This window comes from Actinomadura xylanilytica (genome assembly GCF_030283145.1).
GTDB lineage: Bacteria > Actinomycetota > Actinomycetes > Streptosporangiales > Streptosporangiaceae > Spirillospora > Spirillospora xylanilytica.
Genome location: NZ_JASNWE010000002.1, coordinates 720,467 through 736,506, shown reverse-complemented (window position 1 = coordinate 736,506; position 16,040 = coordinate 720,467). Strand labels below are relative to the sequence as shown.

Genomic DNA, 16,040 nt, shown 5'->3' with positions numbered 1-16,040 from the left:
CACGGCGCGCCGAAACGGGGGACCGAGCACGTACCCTTGCCCTCGTGCCTCGCAACGGTAGTCCCGCCCCCGCGGCGGCGCCCCGCAAGCCCCGGGTCGAGACGCGGCTCGCCCTCGTCCGCCGGGCCCGGCGGATCGATCGCGAGCTCGCCGCGCTCTACCCCGACGCCCACTGCGAGCTGGACTTCACGAATCCACTCGAACTGCTGGTCGCCACGATCCTGTCCGCCCAGTGTACGGACCGTCGGGTGAATGCCGTCACACCGGCTCTCTTCGCCCGTTATCGGACGGCCGAGGACTACGCCGCCGCCGACCGGGAAGAACTCGAGAAGCTGATCCAGTCGACCGGCTTCTTCCGCAACAAGGCCAACAGCATCATGAAGCTGGGACACGAGCTGAGCGAGCATCACGGCGGTGCCGTGCCGCCTCGGCTGAAGGACCTGGTCACCCTGCCCGGGGTGGGCCGCAAGACCGCCAACGTGGTGCTCGGGAACGCCTTCGATGTGCCCGGGATCACCGTCGACACCCATTTCGGGCGGCTGGTGCGCCGCTTCGGCTGGACGGTCGACACCGACCCGGTCAAGGTCGAGAAGCAGGTCGCTGAGCTGATCCCGCGCAAGGACTGGACGATGCTGTCGCATCGGCTGATCTGGCACGGCCGCCGCGTCTGCCACGCCCGCCGCCCCGCCTGCGGCGCCTGCGCGCTCGCCCGGCTGTGCCCGGCGTTCGGCGAGGGCCCGACCGACGAGGCGACCGCCCGCGCGCTGGTGAAGGAAGGACCGTTCTCCTGAACGGGCCCGAGCAGGCCCGGAACCGTCCGGGAACGACTCCGGGGGCGGCTCGGGCGGGGGTCCGGGGAAGGCGCCGGGGAAGGTTCCGGGCATGCGAAGGGTTGGGAGAAGCGTGACCGACACTTCAACGTCCTGCCCTTCGTGGCTCGACCGATTCCGCGCCGAGGCGCCGCGGATGCAGGTCCCGCCCATGCTGCGGCCGACGTCGGGGGGACGTGCGGCGGCGGTGCTGATCCTCTTCGGCGAGGGCGCGAACGGCCCCGACGTCCTGCTGACCGAACGGGCGGCGACGCTCAGCAACCATGCGGGCCAGCCCGCGTTCCCGGGCGGACGCATCGACCCCGGCGACACCGGACCCGTGGCCGCCGCGCTGCGCGAGGCGTCCGAGGAGGCGGGTGTCGAACCGTCCGGCGTCGAGGTCCTGGCCACGCTCCCGGAGCTGTACCTGTCCCACAGCGAGCACCGCGTCACCCCGGTCGCCGGCTGGTGGCGCGAGCCGTCCGACATCGCCCCGGGCCATCCGGGCGAGGTCGCGACCGTGGCCCGCGTGCCGATCGCCGAACTGGTCGATCCGGCCAACCGGCTGACCGTCCGGCACCCGTCCGGCGTGCGCTTCGGCCCCGCGTTTCGGGTCCGCGGGATGCTCGTGTGGGGATTCACCGCCGGTCTGCTCGCCCAGGTGCTGGACGCGGGCGGCTGGAACCGGCCTTGGGACACCGAGCGCGTCGAGAGCCTCCCGCCCGAAGCCGTGAAACCCGCCGCCCGCGGCTGAGCCTCCCGGTCCGAGCCCCGCGTCTGCGTTTCGCATCGGCGCCCGCGTTCCCGTTCGCGTCCGTGTCCGCGTGGTGCGGCGGCCCGTACGGCGTGGTCGGCGGATGATCTCATGCCCGGACACGTACGGTGGCGGGTCCGCATCGCCCCACACGGCGATCGTGCGGCGCCCAATCTGGTCCGGCGAGGGGACGTGAACAGCGCCCTCCGGGCTATACGGTGAAGCGGTGTTGGCCGACCACTATCTCGACCTGATCCTCCTCGGGCTCATCGTGCTGTTCGGCGTCTCGGGCTACCGGCAAGGCTTCATCGTGAGCCTGCTGAGCTTCGTGGGCTTCGTCGGCGGCGGCGTGCTGGGCGTGATCATCGCTCCGCACATCGCCGAGGCCGCGGTCAACGGTGCCGCGCAGCAGGCGCTGCTGGCGATCGTGATCGCCTTCCTCGCCGCCACGCTCGGGCAGCTCATCGCCTCGTCGGTCGGCGCCGTGCTGCGCAACCACGTCACCGGCAACAGCGCGCGGGCGGTGGACGCGGCGGGCGGGGCCGTGGTGAGCGCGCTATCGCTGCTGATCGTCGCCTGGTTCTTCGGCACCCTGGTCGCGCACTCGGAGTTCAAACCGGTGCGCACCCAGGTCAGCAGCTCCTCGATCATCAACGGCGTCAACGACGTGATGCCGGGCCAGGCGCAGACCTGGTTCGCCTCGTTCAAGAGCTTCGTCTCCAGCAGCGAGTTCCCGCAGGTCTTCAACGGTCTCGGCGGTGAGTCGGTGACCCAGGTGCCGCCGCCCGACGACCGGATCCTCAACACCGAGGCGCTCCGCGCGGCCAGACGCAGCATCGTCAAGGTGGTCAGCACGGCCCCGCAGTGCCAGCGCAAGATCGAGGGGACCGGGTTCGTGTTCGCGCCCGAGCGCGTCATGACCAACGCGCACGTCGTGGCGGGCGCCACCGGCACGTCCCAGATCGAGTCGCTGAGCGGTGCCACCGACCGGGGCCGGGTCGTGCTGTACGACCCCAAGCGCGACATCGCCATCCTGCACGTGCCGGGGCTGCGCGCCGCGCCGCTCAAGTTCGCCGGGCCCGCCCGGGTCCGGGACGACGCGATCATCGCCGGGTTCCCCAAGAACCACCCGTTCACCGCGGGCGCCGCCCGGATCCGCGCCCGGCAGACCGCCAAGGGCCCCGACATCTACCACTCGGGCCAGGTCACCCGTGAGATCTACGCCATCCGCGGCACGGTCGAGCCCGGCAACTCCGGCGGCCCGCTGCTCGCGTCCGACGGCAGGGTCTACGGTGTGATCTTCGCCGCGGCGCTGGACACCGCGGCCACGGGCTATGCCCTCACCGCCCAAGAGGTCGCGCCGGACGCGCGCGCGGGACTGACCGCCACCGCCCCCGTCGAGACCCAGCGATGCTCCGACTGAGTCTTCTAGGCGTGCGGTCAAGGGCGTGCGGTTAGGCGGAGTTCTATGAGGCGGTCCGGGGGCGTGCTGTCGGCCTCTGCTGCCAGGACGCGGGTGTCGCGGATGATCCCAGTGACGTCGATGCCGTGCGGCGGGGCGGCGGCGTACGGTTCAAGGCGGTCGGCCGACCGTTCGAGCAGGGCGCGCGCGCCACGCCGGTTTCCGCGGCGCAGATGGGTGATGCCGACGGCGACCTGCGCCAGGCCGCGCCACAACTCCCGTTCGGGATCCGGCGCGTCCTTCCAGACGGCCTCGAGTACCTCGTGCGCGTGGAACGGACGGTCCGCGTCCAGCAGGCGCTGCGCCTCTGCCAGACCGTCCGCGGGGGCTGGGGTCAGGTCGTCCGGCATGGTCGGCACACCTGGCGCGCCGTGCGGGAGGGGTCTCCCGTAGGCGTCTCTGGGCCGTGCGTTACGCGGCCGTCCTGCCTCGTCGCGATCACGCATGTCCCCACCGTACGCGCACTCCGGCGGAGCGTCCGTTCGCCCGTGTCGTGACCTCCGACTCGTGCGCGCGGACGAGGGAAGGGGCGGGAAAGGGGAGGGAAGATGGGGCGGGGCAGGGTCAGTGTTCGGGTTCGGGGTCGGCGAGCCAGCCGATGAGCTGTGAGTCGAACGCGCGGGGGCGTTCCTCATGTGGGAAGTGGCCGGCTCCTTCGATGAGCTTCCAGCGGTAGGGCGCGGCGACGTACCGGCCGGAGCCCTGGGCGCTGCCGGGGAGGATGCAAGGGTCCAGAGCCCCGTGCAGTTGCAGCGTGGGCGCGTGGATGGGGGCGCGCATGCGGTGCGCGTAGCGGATGCCGTCCGGGCGCGGCTGGGAGCGGATCAGCCACCGGTGGTACTCCAGGGCGGAGTGCGCGGCGCCCGGGATCTGCACGGCCTGCCGGACGAGGTGTTCGGTGCGTTCGTCCGGCCATCCGGGTCCGGACCACTCGTGCAGCAGCCGGCCGACCAGGGCGGCGTCGTCGCGGAGCAGTCGGCGCTCGGGCCACATCGGCATCTGGAAGCCGAAGGTGTGCCGGGCCGCCCACGCCTGGCCGCGCAGGTCGCCGCGCATCGCCTGCCGCAGCCGCAGCGGATGCGGGACGCCGACCACGGCGAGCCGCTGGACGACCTTGGGGTGGTAGACCGCCATCGTCCAGCCCAGCAGGCCGCCCCAGTCGTGCCCGACGACGATGGCGTTGGCCTCGCCGAGCGCGCGGACCAGCCCGGCGGCGTCCCCGGCGAGTGTCACCAGGTCGTAGCCGCGCGGCGGCTTGTCGCTGCCGCCGTACCCGCGCAGGTCGACCGCGGCAGCGCGGAACCCCGCGGCGGCCAGGGACACCAGCTGGTTGTGCCAGGACCACCAGAACTCCGGGAAGCCGTGCAGCAGCAGGACCAGCGGCCCCTCCCCGGCCTCGGCGACATGGAACCGGGTGCCGCCCGCGCTGATCGCGCGGTGGGTCCACGGGCCCTCGACCTCGACCACCGACGCGTCGTGCCCGGCCATGCGGGTCAGTCCGTCAGGGCGGGCTTGTCCGAGTCGCCGCGGTGGCGCAGCATCGTCAGGTCGGCCTTGAGGGTGGAACGGGTCCGCTTGGCCCCGTCGATCTTCTTGATCCGCCAGTAGCCGATCGCGATCAGCGCCAGCGCCAGCAGCAGGTACACGCCCGCGACGATCAGGAACGCGGCCCAGTGCCAGATCCCCGCCGCGACCAGCCCGTAGGCGGCGGCGATCGACAGCAGGATGACGATCAGCCCGGCGATCAGCCCCGCGATCGCGAACATCACCGAGCCCAGCGCCGCCTTCTTGGCGTCGTCCTTGAGCTCCAGCTTGGCCAGGTCCATCTCCGCCCTGACCAGGCTCGACACGTTGCTCGACGCCAGCGCGACCAGTTCGCCGAGGGTCTTGTCCTCGGTCCGCTCGCCCGGCAATGCCTCGGACATATCGCAGTTCTCCTTCCAGGGCCCCGGCCTCCAGGGCTCGCCCCAGCCTGGCAGCCGGGCGGACCGCCCGGCCACCCGGCGTCGTCCTCGACGCCCCCGGGCCGCCGGGCCGCCGTCCGCCACCGGCCCGGGAGGACCGGCGGGGGTCGGCCACGGTGACGGTCACCCGGCGCCGTCCAAGAGCGCGCGCCGGCGCACCCGCCGCCTGAAGACGATGGTGGCGGCCACCGAGGCGAGCACGCTCGCGATCAGGACCGCTGTCGTCACTCTCTCGAATTGTGCGGGATCGGGATAGGCCAAACCGCCGATCAGCAGAGAAACGGTGAAACCGACCCCGGCGAGCAACGCCACTCCGGCGATCTCCCGCCAGTACAGCTCGTCGCCGAGCGTGGCCAGGCCGAGCCGGACCGCGGTCCAGGCCCCGCCGAAGACGCCGATGAACTTACCGATCACCAGTCCGGTGATCACCCCCAGCGCCACCCGGTCGCCGAACACCGCTCCGAGCTGCGACCCGCTCAGCCCCACCCCGGCCGACAGGAACGCGAAGACCGGCACGCAGAACCCGGCGGAGAACGGCCGCAGCACGTGGTCGGCCCGCTCGGCGTTGGTCGGACGGTCGTCCCCGCTCACCCGCGGGCTGGTCAGCATGCCGAGGGCCACCCCGGCGACGGTCGCGTGGATGCCGCTCCTCTGCACGAAGTACCAGGCCAGGACGGCCAGCGGGACGTACAGCCAGGGGGACCGGACGCCCCGGGACTGCAACGCCCCGTACACCGCGATCAGCGCGGCGCCGGCCAGCAGCGGGCCCCAGCTCAGCCTCTCGGTGTAGAACAACGCGATGATCGTGATCGCGATCAGGTCGTCGACCACGGCCAGGGTCAGCAGGAACGCGCGCAGCGGCGCCGGGCACGAGGTGAACGTCACCGCGAGCACCGCGAGCGCGAACGCGATGTCGGTGGCGGTCGGCACCGCCCATCCGTGCCCCGCGCCCGGTGCCCCCGCGCTCACCGCGAGGAAGATCAGCGCGGGCACCACCACGCCCGCGCCCGCCGCGATCACCGGTAGCGCCGCGTCCCGGGGATTGCGCAGCTCGCCGTGGGTGAGCTCCTCCCGCAGTTCGAGCCCCGCCATGAAGAAGAACACCGCCAGCAGCCCACCGGACGCCCAGTGCTGCACGTCCATGTGGCCGAGGCCGAGCCACGCGGGGCTGAACTCGTGATGCTGGAGGCCGAAGTACGTGGCCGCCCACGGGGTGTTGGCCCAGACGAGCGCCGCGACGGTGGCCGCGAGCATGACCATCCCGCCGACGGTCTCCGCGCGGAGCGCCTCGGTGACGTTGCGGCTGTAGCGGACGGTGGGACGGAACGGCCAGATGGCGGCGACACGACGCGGCATGGGTCCCCCGGGAAGCAGGCGTGCGAGCTGGACGGGACACGTCCCGTCCCCGCCGTAAACCGGGATGGGTCATGCCCCCGCCGACCAGACTTCCCGGCACACCTGGTGACGAGACTACCCGGATGATCGTCACCTATGCACCCCAGGCCACCGGCCTGACCAGCCTGGACACTCCGACGGTGGCGCGCACGCCGTCGGGGACGGCGACGGCCCGTGCCGGACGGGAGCGTGAGGCTCCCAGCCCGGTACGGGCCGTCAGGGGAGGACGGGGTCCGCCGGCCGTACGGGTCACGGGCCGGCGCGCGCCTACATCGTCTCGGTCAGTCGTCGGACTTGACGTCGGACTGCTTCTCGGAGATCAGGTCCATCACCGTGCTGTCGGCCAGCGTCGTGACGTCACCGACGCTGCGGTTCTCGGCCACGTCCCGGAGCAGCCGCCGCATGATCTTGCCGGAGCGGGTCTTGGGCAGCTCCGGAACGATCATGATCTGGCGGGGCTTGGCGATCGGCCCCAGCGTCCTGGCCACGTGGTCGCGCAGCTCCTTGAGGAAGTCCTCGCCCTCCACCTCCGCGCCGGCGCTGCTGAGCGGGATGACGAACGAGACGATCGCCTGCCCGGTCACCGGGTCGGTCGCGCCGACCACGGCCGCCTCGGCGACCTTCGGGTGCGAGACCAGCGCCGACTCCACCTCGGTGGTGGAGATGTTGTGGCCCGACACCAGCATCACGTCGTCGACCCGGCCGAGCAGCCAGAGGTCGCCGTCCTCGTCCTTCTTGGCGCCGTCGCCGGCGAAGTAGAGGCCCTCGAACCGCGACCAGTACGTCTTGACGTACCGCTCGTCGTCGCCCCAGATGGTGCGCAGCATCGCCGGCCACGGCTCCTTGACCACCAGGAACCCGCCGCCGCCGTTCGGCACCGGCTGCCCCTGGTCGTCCACCACGTCCGCGACGATCCCCGGCAGCGGCCGCATCGCCGCGCCCGGCTTGCCGGCCGTCACGCCCGGCAGCGGGCTGATCATGATGCCGCCGGTCTCGGTCTGCCACCACGTGTCGACCACCGGGGTCTTGCCGGCGCCGATGTGCTCGCGGTACCAGACATAGGCCTCGGGGTTGATCGGCTCGCCCACGCTGCCGAGCACGCGCAGCGACGACAGGTCGTACTCCGCCGGGATGTCGTCGCCCCACTTCATGCAGGTGCGGATCGCGGTCGGCGCGGTGTAGAAGATCGACACCTTGTACTTCTGGATGACCTCCCACCAGCGGCCCTTGTGCGGGGTGTCCGGCGTCCCCTCGTACAGGACGCTGGTCGCGCCGTTCGCGAGCGGGCCGTACACGATGTACGAGTGCCCGGTCACCCAGCCGATGTCCGCCGAGCACCAGTAGACGTCGGTCTCCGGCTTGAGGTCGAACACCGCGTGATGGGTGTAGGCGATCTGCGTCAGGTATCCGCCGGTGGTGTGCAGGATGCCCTTGGGGTTACCGGTCGTCCCCGAGGTGTAGAGGATGAACAAGGGGTGCTCGGCGTCGTGCGGCTCGGCGGCGTGCTCCTCACTCTGCCGCTCGACGACGTCCTGCCACCACACGTCGCGATCGTTCTCGGCGACCTCCGCGCCGGTGCGGCGCACCACCAGCACGTGCTCGACGCTCGGGGTGGACTCCACCGCCTCGTCCACGGTCGGCTTGAGCGCCGACGGCTTGCCGCGCCGGTACCCGCCGTCGGCGGTGATGACGACCTTGGCCTGCGCGTCGTCGATGCGCGTCCGCAGCGCGTCGGCGGAGAACCCGCCGAACACCACCGAGTGCGTGGCGCCGATCCGCGCGCACGCCAGCATCGAGATCGGCAGCTCCGGGATCATCGGCAGGTAGACCGCCACCCGGTCGCCCTTGCGGACGCCCAGCTCCAGCAGGGCGTTGGCGGCCTTGTTCACCTCACGCTGGAGGTCGGCGTAGGTGATGGTCCGGCTGTCCCCCGGCTCGCCCTCCCAGTGGAAGGCGACCTTGGCGCCCCGCCCCGCCTCCACGTGCCGGTCCACGCAGTTGTACGCGACGTTCAGCTCGCCGCCCTTGAACCACTTGGCGAACGGCGGATTGCTCCAGTCCAGGACCTCGTCCCAGCGCTTCGACCAGCTCAATCGGTCGGCCTGCCGGGCCCAGAAGCCCAGTCGGTCTGCGGCAGCCTCGTCGTAAGCTTCGGCGGTCACGTTCGCCGACTCGGCGAGCTCCGCCGGCGGGGGGAAGCGCCGCGTCTCCTGAAGCAGGTTCGACAGTGTCTCTTGGCTCTGGCTCAACGCGTACTCCTTGCTAGCTAAAGCGTGGGTCGCCCGTTCGCCCACTCCACCAGGGACGGCATTGCTTCACAAGCCGTCCCAGGGAGCCGGGCATGGGGGTCACCTGGCGCTAGTTATTCCGGGTGGATGTTAGTGATGCCCCACAGAGCACTGCCTGCCCAGTCTGGATAGCAGGGAATCAGTGCTTCGCCACTGCGTCCGGTGTCACGCCGCAATAGGCCTTTGACCAGCAGAGGTAGTGTCGTCCGACCTGTCCGCTCCGCTCGCGAGGAGACGCATCTCGCACACCCCACGGACGGCACCCGTCCAGTGGTCCGCACCTGCTCAGCCCGCACTCGCGCGGGACAAACCTTGGGCGGGACCTCGTACGGCCCGCACAGACTCTGTACAGCGCACAGACTCTGTACAGCGCGGGACGGTAGTGACCGCGCGTCCTGCACTAGTCGGTGCGCACAGGCAAAGAGGGGCCTGCCTGTGCGGCCTGTGCGGTCTGTGCGGCCTACGGCGGCAACGCATCGCATAGAGGCGGCGACTCGCGTGGGGGCGGGGTGATGCACGAACGCTGGGGGCGACAGCATAAAGTCGGGCCGTGACCGAAGCCGATGCCTTTGCCGATGTAGCGAACCTGCCTGGCGTGGCCGACGCTGTCGCTGAGGCACGCGCAGCGGTGGACCGGTTGCTCGGCCATCGCATCCTGCGCCGGCGCAGCGCCGAAGTCTCTACGGAGTCCGCGTTGCGCGGGGCCCGCGCCTCCGCCGCCCTGGAGGGCGCGTCGGTCACCTTGGACGAACTGCGGACCACGGAGAACCCTGGCGATCCGATCGTGCAGGGTGCGCTGCGGGTCTCCGCCGAACTCGGAACGCTTTCCGAAACCTGGCGCCAGGCCCCCCGGCAGGCCCTGGCACGGCTCCACGTGCTGGCCGCCGCGGACGCCGTGGACAGCGCCGACCTGGGGCGCCCGCGCACCGGTGACCAGCCCGTGACGGACGTGTTCAAGGTCGGCACCACCCCATCACCGTCCGAGGTCGCGGGACGCCTGGACGCGCTCAGCGGACTGCTCACCCGGCCGACCAAGGCCCCCGCACTGGTGGTGGCGGCGATCGTGCACGGCGAGCTGCTGACGCTCCAGCCCTTCGGCTGGGGGGACGGCATCGTCGCGCGCGCGGCGCAGCGCCTCACCCTCGTCTCGCGCGGTCTCGACCCCAAGTCGCTGACCGCCCCCGAGGTCGGGCACGCCGAACTCGCCGATGACTACGCGACCTCGCTCCGCGCTTACGCGTCAGGTACTCCTGAGGGGGTCGCCACCTGGCTCCGGCACTGTTCCGCCGCTACCGCCGCAGCCGCCCGGGACTCCCTGGCGATCTGCGAAGCCCTCCTTAGGGGCTGACGCATACTGCGGAACGAACCTCGACACACGCGCCCGTTCTGGGTCGTCCGTGGCTGACCGCAAGCACGGCGTACCCGCGCCCGCTACTGACAGCACCGTCGTCGCAGAGGACTGGGACTCCCGCGACCTGTCCGGTGAGAACCACGTCCGGGTTCTGTTCACCGACATCGACATGACCGAGGCCCACGGTGTCGGCGCGGTGTTCACGGAGTGCACCTTCCGTGGGGCCCGGTTCAACGCGTCCACCCACACCGATGGCGCGTTCCTCAACTGCACGTTCGTCCGGTGCCGTTTCTTCGACGCCACGTTCACCGGATGCAAGTTCGTGGGCAGCATGTTCGACAACTGCTCGTACGACCTGATGAAGGTCAGCGGTGGCGACTGGTCGTTCACCGGCCTGCCGGGAGCCGACCTGCGGCGCGCGTCCTTCACCGACGTGCGCATGCGCGAGGCAGACTTCACAGGCGCACGGTGTGCGGGTGGCACCCTCCGTAAGGTCGACCTCTCCGGCGCCTGGACGCAGAAGGCCGACTTCACCGGCTGCGACCTGCGCGGCAGTGAGATCTCCTCCATCGACCCGCACAGCGTCGAGTTGAAGAACGCCGTGATCGACCCCTATCAGGCCGTCGTGGTCGCCACGTCCCTGGGCCTCGACGTGCGCTCCGAGTAGCCCTCCCGCCCCACAGCGGAGATGGAGCGCCACCCGCGCTGGGCGCGGGCCCGGTCCGCCACCCGCGCTGGGCGCGGGCCCGGCTGCCGCTGAACTTCGCGCTTGGACTCACAAGCGAACGGCCATCAGCCCATACCCGTCAGCCTCACTTATACCGATTTGCCGCAGATGCGCCGACAATAGACGTGAGTGTGTGTATCACTGGCCATTACAGAGTGCCGCGCCACAGGCGATCCGCACGGTCCGCGGCGGTGGTGGATCGCCGCGGTGAGAACTCCGCCCTGTTCGGGGTCTCTCGCGATTGGCGACAGTAGGGGTGAATTGCCCGAAAGATGGTTATTCGTCCGCAAATTTGCCGGGTTCGTGCGTGGTGCGTCCGTTGTCACCCGAGGGTCACTGTCTAGAGCGGTGCAGTAGTGACGATGTCATCAGCCGGAGACGCGATGTCCATCACCCGCATGGTTTCGCCGGCATGCAGGGGGCGTGCCGCTCTGCGCGGAGCCGCTCTTCGGAGCGGGGCGATGATGGGACATCCGATCGCGAAATGTTCCCGCCACAGCGAACGGCGCCCCTTCGCTATGGGGCGCCGCCGCCAGTCACGTCACACCGGGTTACCAAGCGTGCACCTCATATTCGTCGGATCGGGTCAAGCCCGTCTCGACGCGCCTCCCGCGGCTGGTCGCGCGTGGGTGCTCGGCTGCCGTGCTCGGACACTTGGTCCGTAGATCCTGTCTACGCCTCGTATGCCCAGATGACAAGCCCCTGTTCATAAAATGGACACCTCATGAAGGTAAGCCGCGGACGCGATGCCGCCCTGCCGGGAGTGTTCCCGCCGCCTTCCGGAGAGCCCGCCGGTCACCATTCCATGAGTGCCGGATGCCGGTCGGCATACCAAGAATCGATCACGCAGTGTGATGAGTTCTTTTGGGTGTCGATCTCCTTGATTCGGGAGACGCGTGCCGCTTCTCCGGTACGCTCCGTCTCTCGTCCGGTCGTTCACCGGCAGGGACGCCGGCGGGGTGCGAACGGCTCCGCAGTGGCTCCGCTTCGCGCCCGTGAGTGGGATCATCCCAACCAGGTGAGAAAAAATGTCAACGTCGAGGGAGATTGCGACTCGACGGAAGTCTCGCCGATCGGGCAGCATATGTTGTGGCTGCCTAGACTGGAGACAGCGAGTTCGCCGCTCCCACAGATCGAACTCGCGTACGGCTCAGCGTGATCTCCCCCCGAGCTTTCTTGGGAAACGGGCCCGGCTCTACCCCCCCGGAGCCGGACCGTTCGGCGACCCCCGCTCTCCCCCCCCGGCGGGGGTCGCCCAGTCGTGAAGCGGTCGGGTGGGTGGCCTCGCTCTCGAGCTGAGGCCCCCACCCGATAGCTGAGACCGCGCACCCCAAGACCCCCGGCCGAACGGCCCAGCCGGCTCTTGAGGCAGCCGTCGACTCCTTCAGCCGCCTGCACAGGCTCGCCTTCCGCCCTGCGCCCTTCCGCCCTGCGCCCTTCCGCCCTGCGCCCACGCACCCGCCAGCCAACTCATCCCCAGCCAGGGCACCGGAACGCACGACACCACCACCTCCGCCACGCCCCTGCCCGCATCTGGCTGACTCGAGGCATATGGGCAGCTCAGGGGGGTTTGTGGTGGCGCTCGAGCAGAGTTATCCACAGTTCGAGGAAGGTCTTCCGTGCGGTGACCACAGGGCGCATCGTGGATTCCTCCAGACCTGAGGAGGACTGCGATGACCAGTACAGCAATGATCGTGACCGACGACCCGGCCATCGCCGACGGCCTGTTGCGGCTGGCGGCGGCGGCCGACGCCGAAGCGGAGGTGGCACGGAGCGCCGACGAGGCCAGGGCCGGCTGGCAGGGGCCGGGCCTGATCCTGGTCGGCATCGATCTGGCTCGGGACCTCGCGGCCACCGGCCTCCAGCGCCGGCCCGGCGTCGTCCTCGTCAGCCGGGGCGGCGACACCACCGACGTCTACCGCCTGGCCATGGAGATCGGCGCGCAGGACCTGGCGGTCCTGCCGACCGACGAGGCGTGGCTGATCGACGGGTTCGCGGCGTCCACCGAGCCCGCCGACGGCTGGGGCACCATGCTCTGCGTCGTCGGGGCGAGGGGCGGAGCCGGGGCGAGCGTGCTCTCCGCCGCGCTCGCCCTGGCCGCGTCGCGTGCGGGCGCCCGCACGCTGCTGATCGACGCCGACCCGTTCGGCGGCGGTCTCGACCTCATGCTCGGCCTTGAGGAGCACGAGGGTGTGCGCTGGCCCGACCTCGCCGAGCGGCGCGGCAGGCTGAGCACTTCGACCCTGCGCGAGTCGCTGCCACGCCTGGGCGACCTCTCCATGCTCTCCTGGCGCCGAGGCGAACCCGTCCCGCTCTCCCAGGAAGCGGTCCTCTCCCTGCTGGACGCCGCGGTCCGGGGCTTCGACCTGGTGGTCGTGGACGTGCCGCGCCATCTGGAGGAGACGGGCCGATCGGCCCTGCGCGCGGCCGACCTCACCTTCCTCGTCGTTCCGGCCGAGGTCCGCGCCACGGTGGCCGCCGACGGCCTGTCCGCCGCGCTGCGACGCGAGACCACCGACCTGCGCCTGGTCGTGCGCTGCCCGTCACCCGGCGGCCTCGCCCCGGACATGATCACCCAGGCGCTCGGCCTGCCCCTCGCGGGCGTCTTCGAGAGCGATCGCAAGATCCCGGCGGCGGTGGAGGAGGGCAACCTCGCTCGGGCCACCCACCGCGGCCCTCTGACCGACCTCTGCCATCGCCTCGTCGCCGACCTGGTGCCCCAGGAGTACGAGCTGGACGAGGCCGCCTGATGGCCACACCCGCCGGTTTCCAGGGAGGTTCACGATGACCAGGCTGTCCGATGCGGTTCGTGGCCGGCTCGCCGATACGGGCGGCGAACCGACCGCCGGGCGGGTGGCGGCGGCGCTGCGCGCTGAGGAGCGCCTCCTCGGCGATCGAGAGGTACTGGCTCTGGCCGACGAGTTACAGGCCGAGTTCGTCGGCGCGGGCCCCCTGGAACCGCTGCTGCGTGCGCCAGAGGTCACCGACGTCCTCGTCAACGGACCGGACGAAGTCTGGGTGGACACAGGTGAGGGCTTGCTCCGCACCGCTCTGCGGTTCCAAGACGAAGCCACCCTGCGGCGTCTCGCCCAGCGGCTCACCGCCGCGGCCGGACGACGGCTGGACGACGCCGCACCGTACGCCGACGCGCGACTGCCGGGCGGGGTGCGGCTGCACGCCGTGCTCCCCCCGGTGTCCGCCGGTGGCACCTGCCTGTCATTGCGCCTGCCCCGCCGGCGCGCGTTCACGCTCGACGAACTCGTCGCGGCCGGCACCGTACCGATTGAGGGAGCGTCGCTGCTGGCCGCGCTGATCGAGACCCGCACGGCCTTCCTGATCTCCGGCGGCACCGGTTCCGGCAAGACCACGCTGCTGAGCTGCATGCTGTCGCTGGCGGACCCGTCCGAACGGCTTGTCCTCGTCGAGGATTCCGCCGAGCTGCGCCCCGAACACGGTCACGTCGTGCGGCTGGAGGCGCGTCCGCCCAATGTGGAGGGCGCGGGCGGCGTCACCCTCAACGAACTCGTCCGCCAAGCGCTGCGCATGCGCCCCGACCGCCTCGTCGTCGGTGAGGTCCGGGGTTCCGAGGTCGTTGTTCTGCTCAACTCGCTCAACACCGGTCATGAGGGGGGATGCGGCACCCTGCACGCCAACGCCGCCGCCGACGTCCCCGCCCGCCTTGAGGCGCTGGGCTGCGCGGCGGGACTGAGCCGGGAGGCCGTGCACAGCCAGCTCGCCGCCGCCCTCGACGTCGTCGTTCACCTGGTCCGCGAGCCGGGCGGCGGGCGGCGCCGGGTGGCCGAGGTGTGCCTGCTCCGCCGCGCGGCGGACGGCCTGGTCGGCGTCGTACCCGCGGTGTCGTTCACCGCGGCCGGCGCGATGGTGACGGCCGTCGGCGCCGCCGCGCTCGTCGAACGCCTTGAGAACCGCTGGGATCCGGGAACGCGAGAGGAGCCACCGTGATCGATGCCATCGGGCTCGCGGCACTGTGCTGCTCAGGCGCGGTGTGGCTGCTGCTCACCCCGTCCCCCGCCGTGCGACGGCTCGACCGGATGTTCGCACCGCCCCGGCACCGCCGACTGGGGCTACGAGCCGTCGATCTCCTCGCGGCCCGGGTGCGCGTCGTTCGTGACCGGCGGAAGCTGCCGGGCCTGTGGCGGACCGCGGTCATCGAGATCTGCGACGGTATGGCCGCCGAACTCGCCGCCGGCCGAACCCCCGATGAGGCGTTCGCAGCGGCCGCCGCGGTGCTCGACCCGCGCATCGTGTCGCCGCTGAACGAGTTCCTCACCGCCACCGACCGATCGCCGTCCCCGGACCGCGTCCCCGAGATCCCCGACCGCCTCGCGGGACTCGCCGGCCGGCCGGGCGCCGAAGGGCTGCGGCTGCTCGCGGCCTGCTGGCGCATCGGAGCCGAACGAGGCGGCACTCTCGCCACGGTCCTCGACAGCCTGGCCGCCGCCCTCCGCGATCAGGAGACGCAGCGCCAGGAAGTAGCCGTCCAACTCGCCGGCCCACGCTCGACCGCCCGCTTCCTCGCGATACTGCCCGCCCTCGGCCTCGCCATGGCCGCGGCACTGGGCGCGAACCCCATCACGTTCCTCTTCGGCACGCTCCCTGGTGCTGCCTGCCTGACAGCGGGCATCGGGCTCGACCTGACCGGCCTCTGGTGGACCCGCCGCCTAGCTCAGGCCGCCGCTACCCCCAGGTGACCCCCACCTCGACCTGCTGGAGCACGCCGAACTAGCGCAGCCGCTCCGGAGGCGGCGGTCGAACGAGTTGTTCGACCACGCTCGTCACGGCTGGTCACCGCACTGCCCCAGACGTCGCCAGTCAGAAGCACCACGCGCGCGCTACTTCCCGACTGTCGCGATCGGAATAGCCCTGGCCAGGGGCGCACATCCGAGTCCGGTGTTCCGAGACCGGCAGTCCGAACCGGCACCCCCGAGGACGGCCGCGAAGGGCTCGGCGCGACCAAGTTCCGGGGGTGGCCGATCCAGCCCTGCCGTCCGCACAACACGTGCCGGACGGCCGAACACCGACGCCCGAAGGAGGCGTGATGATGCTGCTGGCAGCCGCCCTGTGCATGGCGGCCTGCGGGTTTCTCCTGCCGAACGGGACCAAGCCCGCTGTGCGGAGGTTGGCGGGACGGTTTCCGCACCGAGGGTCACCAGAGTCTGTGGCCGGCCGAAGACCGGGATTCTGGCGTCGTGGTGGCCAGGTGGTGACGGATCAGTTGCCGTCCCCTTCGGACAGCGGTTCGGCGCCGGCCCAAGCCACGCTGCGGATG

The 16,040-nt window shown here is 71.2% G+C and carries 13 protein-coding genes; 8 read left to right on the top strand and 5 right to left on the bottom strand.

The genetic code is table 11. From position 1 onward, the window contains the following. Positions 1-44: 44 nt before the first annotated feature. The 3 genes from nth to QP090_RS14415 all read left to right on the top strand — a co-directional run bounded on the left by nth (position 45) and on the right by QP090_RS14415 (position 2,986). On the top strand, positions 45-791 hold the full coding sequence (gene nth, locus QP090_RS14425; protein WP_285939363.1) for an endonuclease III: 747 nt from the start codon (positions 45-47) through the stop codon (positions 789-791). 175 nt (positions 792-966) lie between these two features. Then, positions 967-1,563 (top strand): NUDIX hydrolase, encoded by a 597-nt coding sequence (locus QP090_RS14420; protein WP_285940080.1) that lies wholly within the window; start codon positions 967-969, stop codon positions 1,561-1,563. A 226-nt stretch (positions 1,564-1,789) separates the two neighbouring features. Next, complete coding sequence (locus tag QP090_RS14415; RefSeq protein WP_285939362.1) at positions 1,790-2,986, top strand: MarP family serine protease; 1,197 nt, start codon at positions 1,790-1,792, stop codon at positions 2,984-2,986. A gap of 17 nt (positions 2,987-3,003) precedes the next feature. Here QP090_RS14415 and QP090_RS14410 read toward each other — a convergent pair whose 3' ends face one another. From QP090_RS14410 to acs, 5 genes are all read right to left on the bottom strand, one after another. Beyond that, on the bottom strand, positions 3,004-3,375 hold the full coding sequence (locus tag QP090_RS14410; RefSeq protein WP_349666491.1) for a DUF309 domain-containing protein: 372 nt from the start codon (positions 3,373-3,375) through the stop codon (positions 3,004-3,006). Positions 3,376-3,589: 214 nt separating this feature from the next. Then, the gene (locus tag QP090_RS14405) at positions 3,590-4,513 is read right to left on the bottom strand and encodes an alpha/beta fold hydrolase (RefSeq protein WP_285939360.1); all 924 of its coding nucleotides are present in this window, start codon (positions 4,511-4,513) and stop codon (positions 3,590-3,592) included. A 5-nt stretch (positions 4,514-4,518) separates the two neighbouring features. Further along, complete coding sequence (locus QP090_RS14400) at positions 4,519-4,950, bottom strand: phage holin family protein (RefSeq protein ID WP_285939359.1); 432 nt, start codon at positions 4,948-4,950, stop codon at positions 4,519-4,521. Between the two features lie 162 nt (positions 4,951-5,112). Next, on the bottom strand, positions 5,113-6,345 hold the full coding sequence (gene nhaA, locus QP090_RS14395) for a Na+/H+ antiporter NhaA (protein ID WP_285939358.1): 1,233 nt from the start codon (positions 6,343-6,345) through the stop codon (positions 5,113-5,115). A gap of 320 nt (positions 6,346-6,665) precedes the next feature. Continuing rightward, complete coding sequence (acs, locus tag QP090_RS14390) at positions 6,666-8,633, bottom strand: acetate--CoA ligase (RefSeq protein WP_285939357.1); 1,968 nt, start codon at positions 8,631-8,633, stop codon at positions 6,666-6,668. Between the two features lie 589 nt (positions 8,634-9,222). Between acs and QP090_RS14385 the strand changes: the two genes are divergently transcribed. From QP090_RS14385 to QP090_RS14365, 5 genes are all read left to right on the top strand, one after another. Then, positions 9,223-10,020 (top strand): Fic family protein, encoded by a 798-nt coding sequence (locus tag QP090_RS14385; protein ID WP_285939355.1) that lies wholly within the window; start codon positions 9,223-9,225, stop codon positions 10,018-10,020. A 49-nt stretch (positions 10,021-10,069) separates the two neighbouring features. Next, positions 10,070-10,690, top strand: a complete 621-nt coding sequence (locus QP090_RS14380; protein WP_285939354.1) for a pentapeptide repeat-containing protein — start codon at positions 10,070-10,072, stop codon at positions 10,688-10,690. A gap of 1,733 nt (positions 10,691-12,423) precedes the next feature. Continuing rightward, positions 12,424-13,500 carry a septum site-determining protein Ssd gene (ssd, locus tag QP090_RS14375; RefSeq protein ID WP_285939353.1) on the top strand — a complete coding sequence of 359 codons (1,077 nt, stop codon included), beginning with the start codon at positions 12,424-12,426 and terminating at the stop codon, positions 13,498-13,500. Between the two features lie 34 nt (positions 13,501-13,534). Next, positions 13,535-14,713, top strand: coding sequence for a TadA family conjugal transfer-associated ATPase (locus QP090_RS14370; protein ID WP_285939352.1), 1,179 nt, complete (start codon positions 13,535-13,537; stop codon positions 14,711-14,713). Next, positions 14,710-15,462 (top strand): type II secretion system F family protein, encoded by a 753-nt coding sequence (locus tag QP090_RS14365; protein WP_285939351.1) that lies wholly within the window; start codon positions 14,710-14,712, stop codon positions 15,460-15,462. Before QP090_RS14370 ends, QP090_RS14365 begins: the two co-directional genes overlap by 4 nt. Positions 15,463-16,040 lie beyond the last annotated feature (578 nt).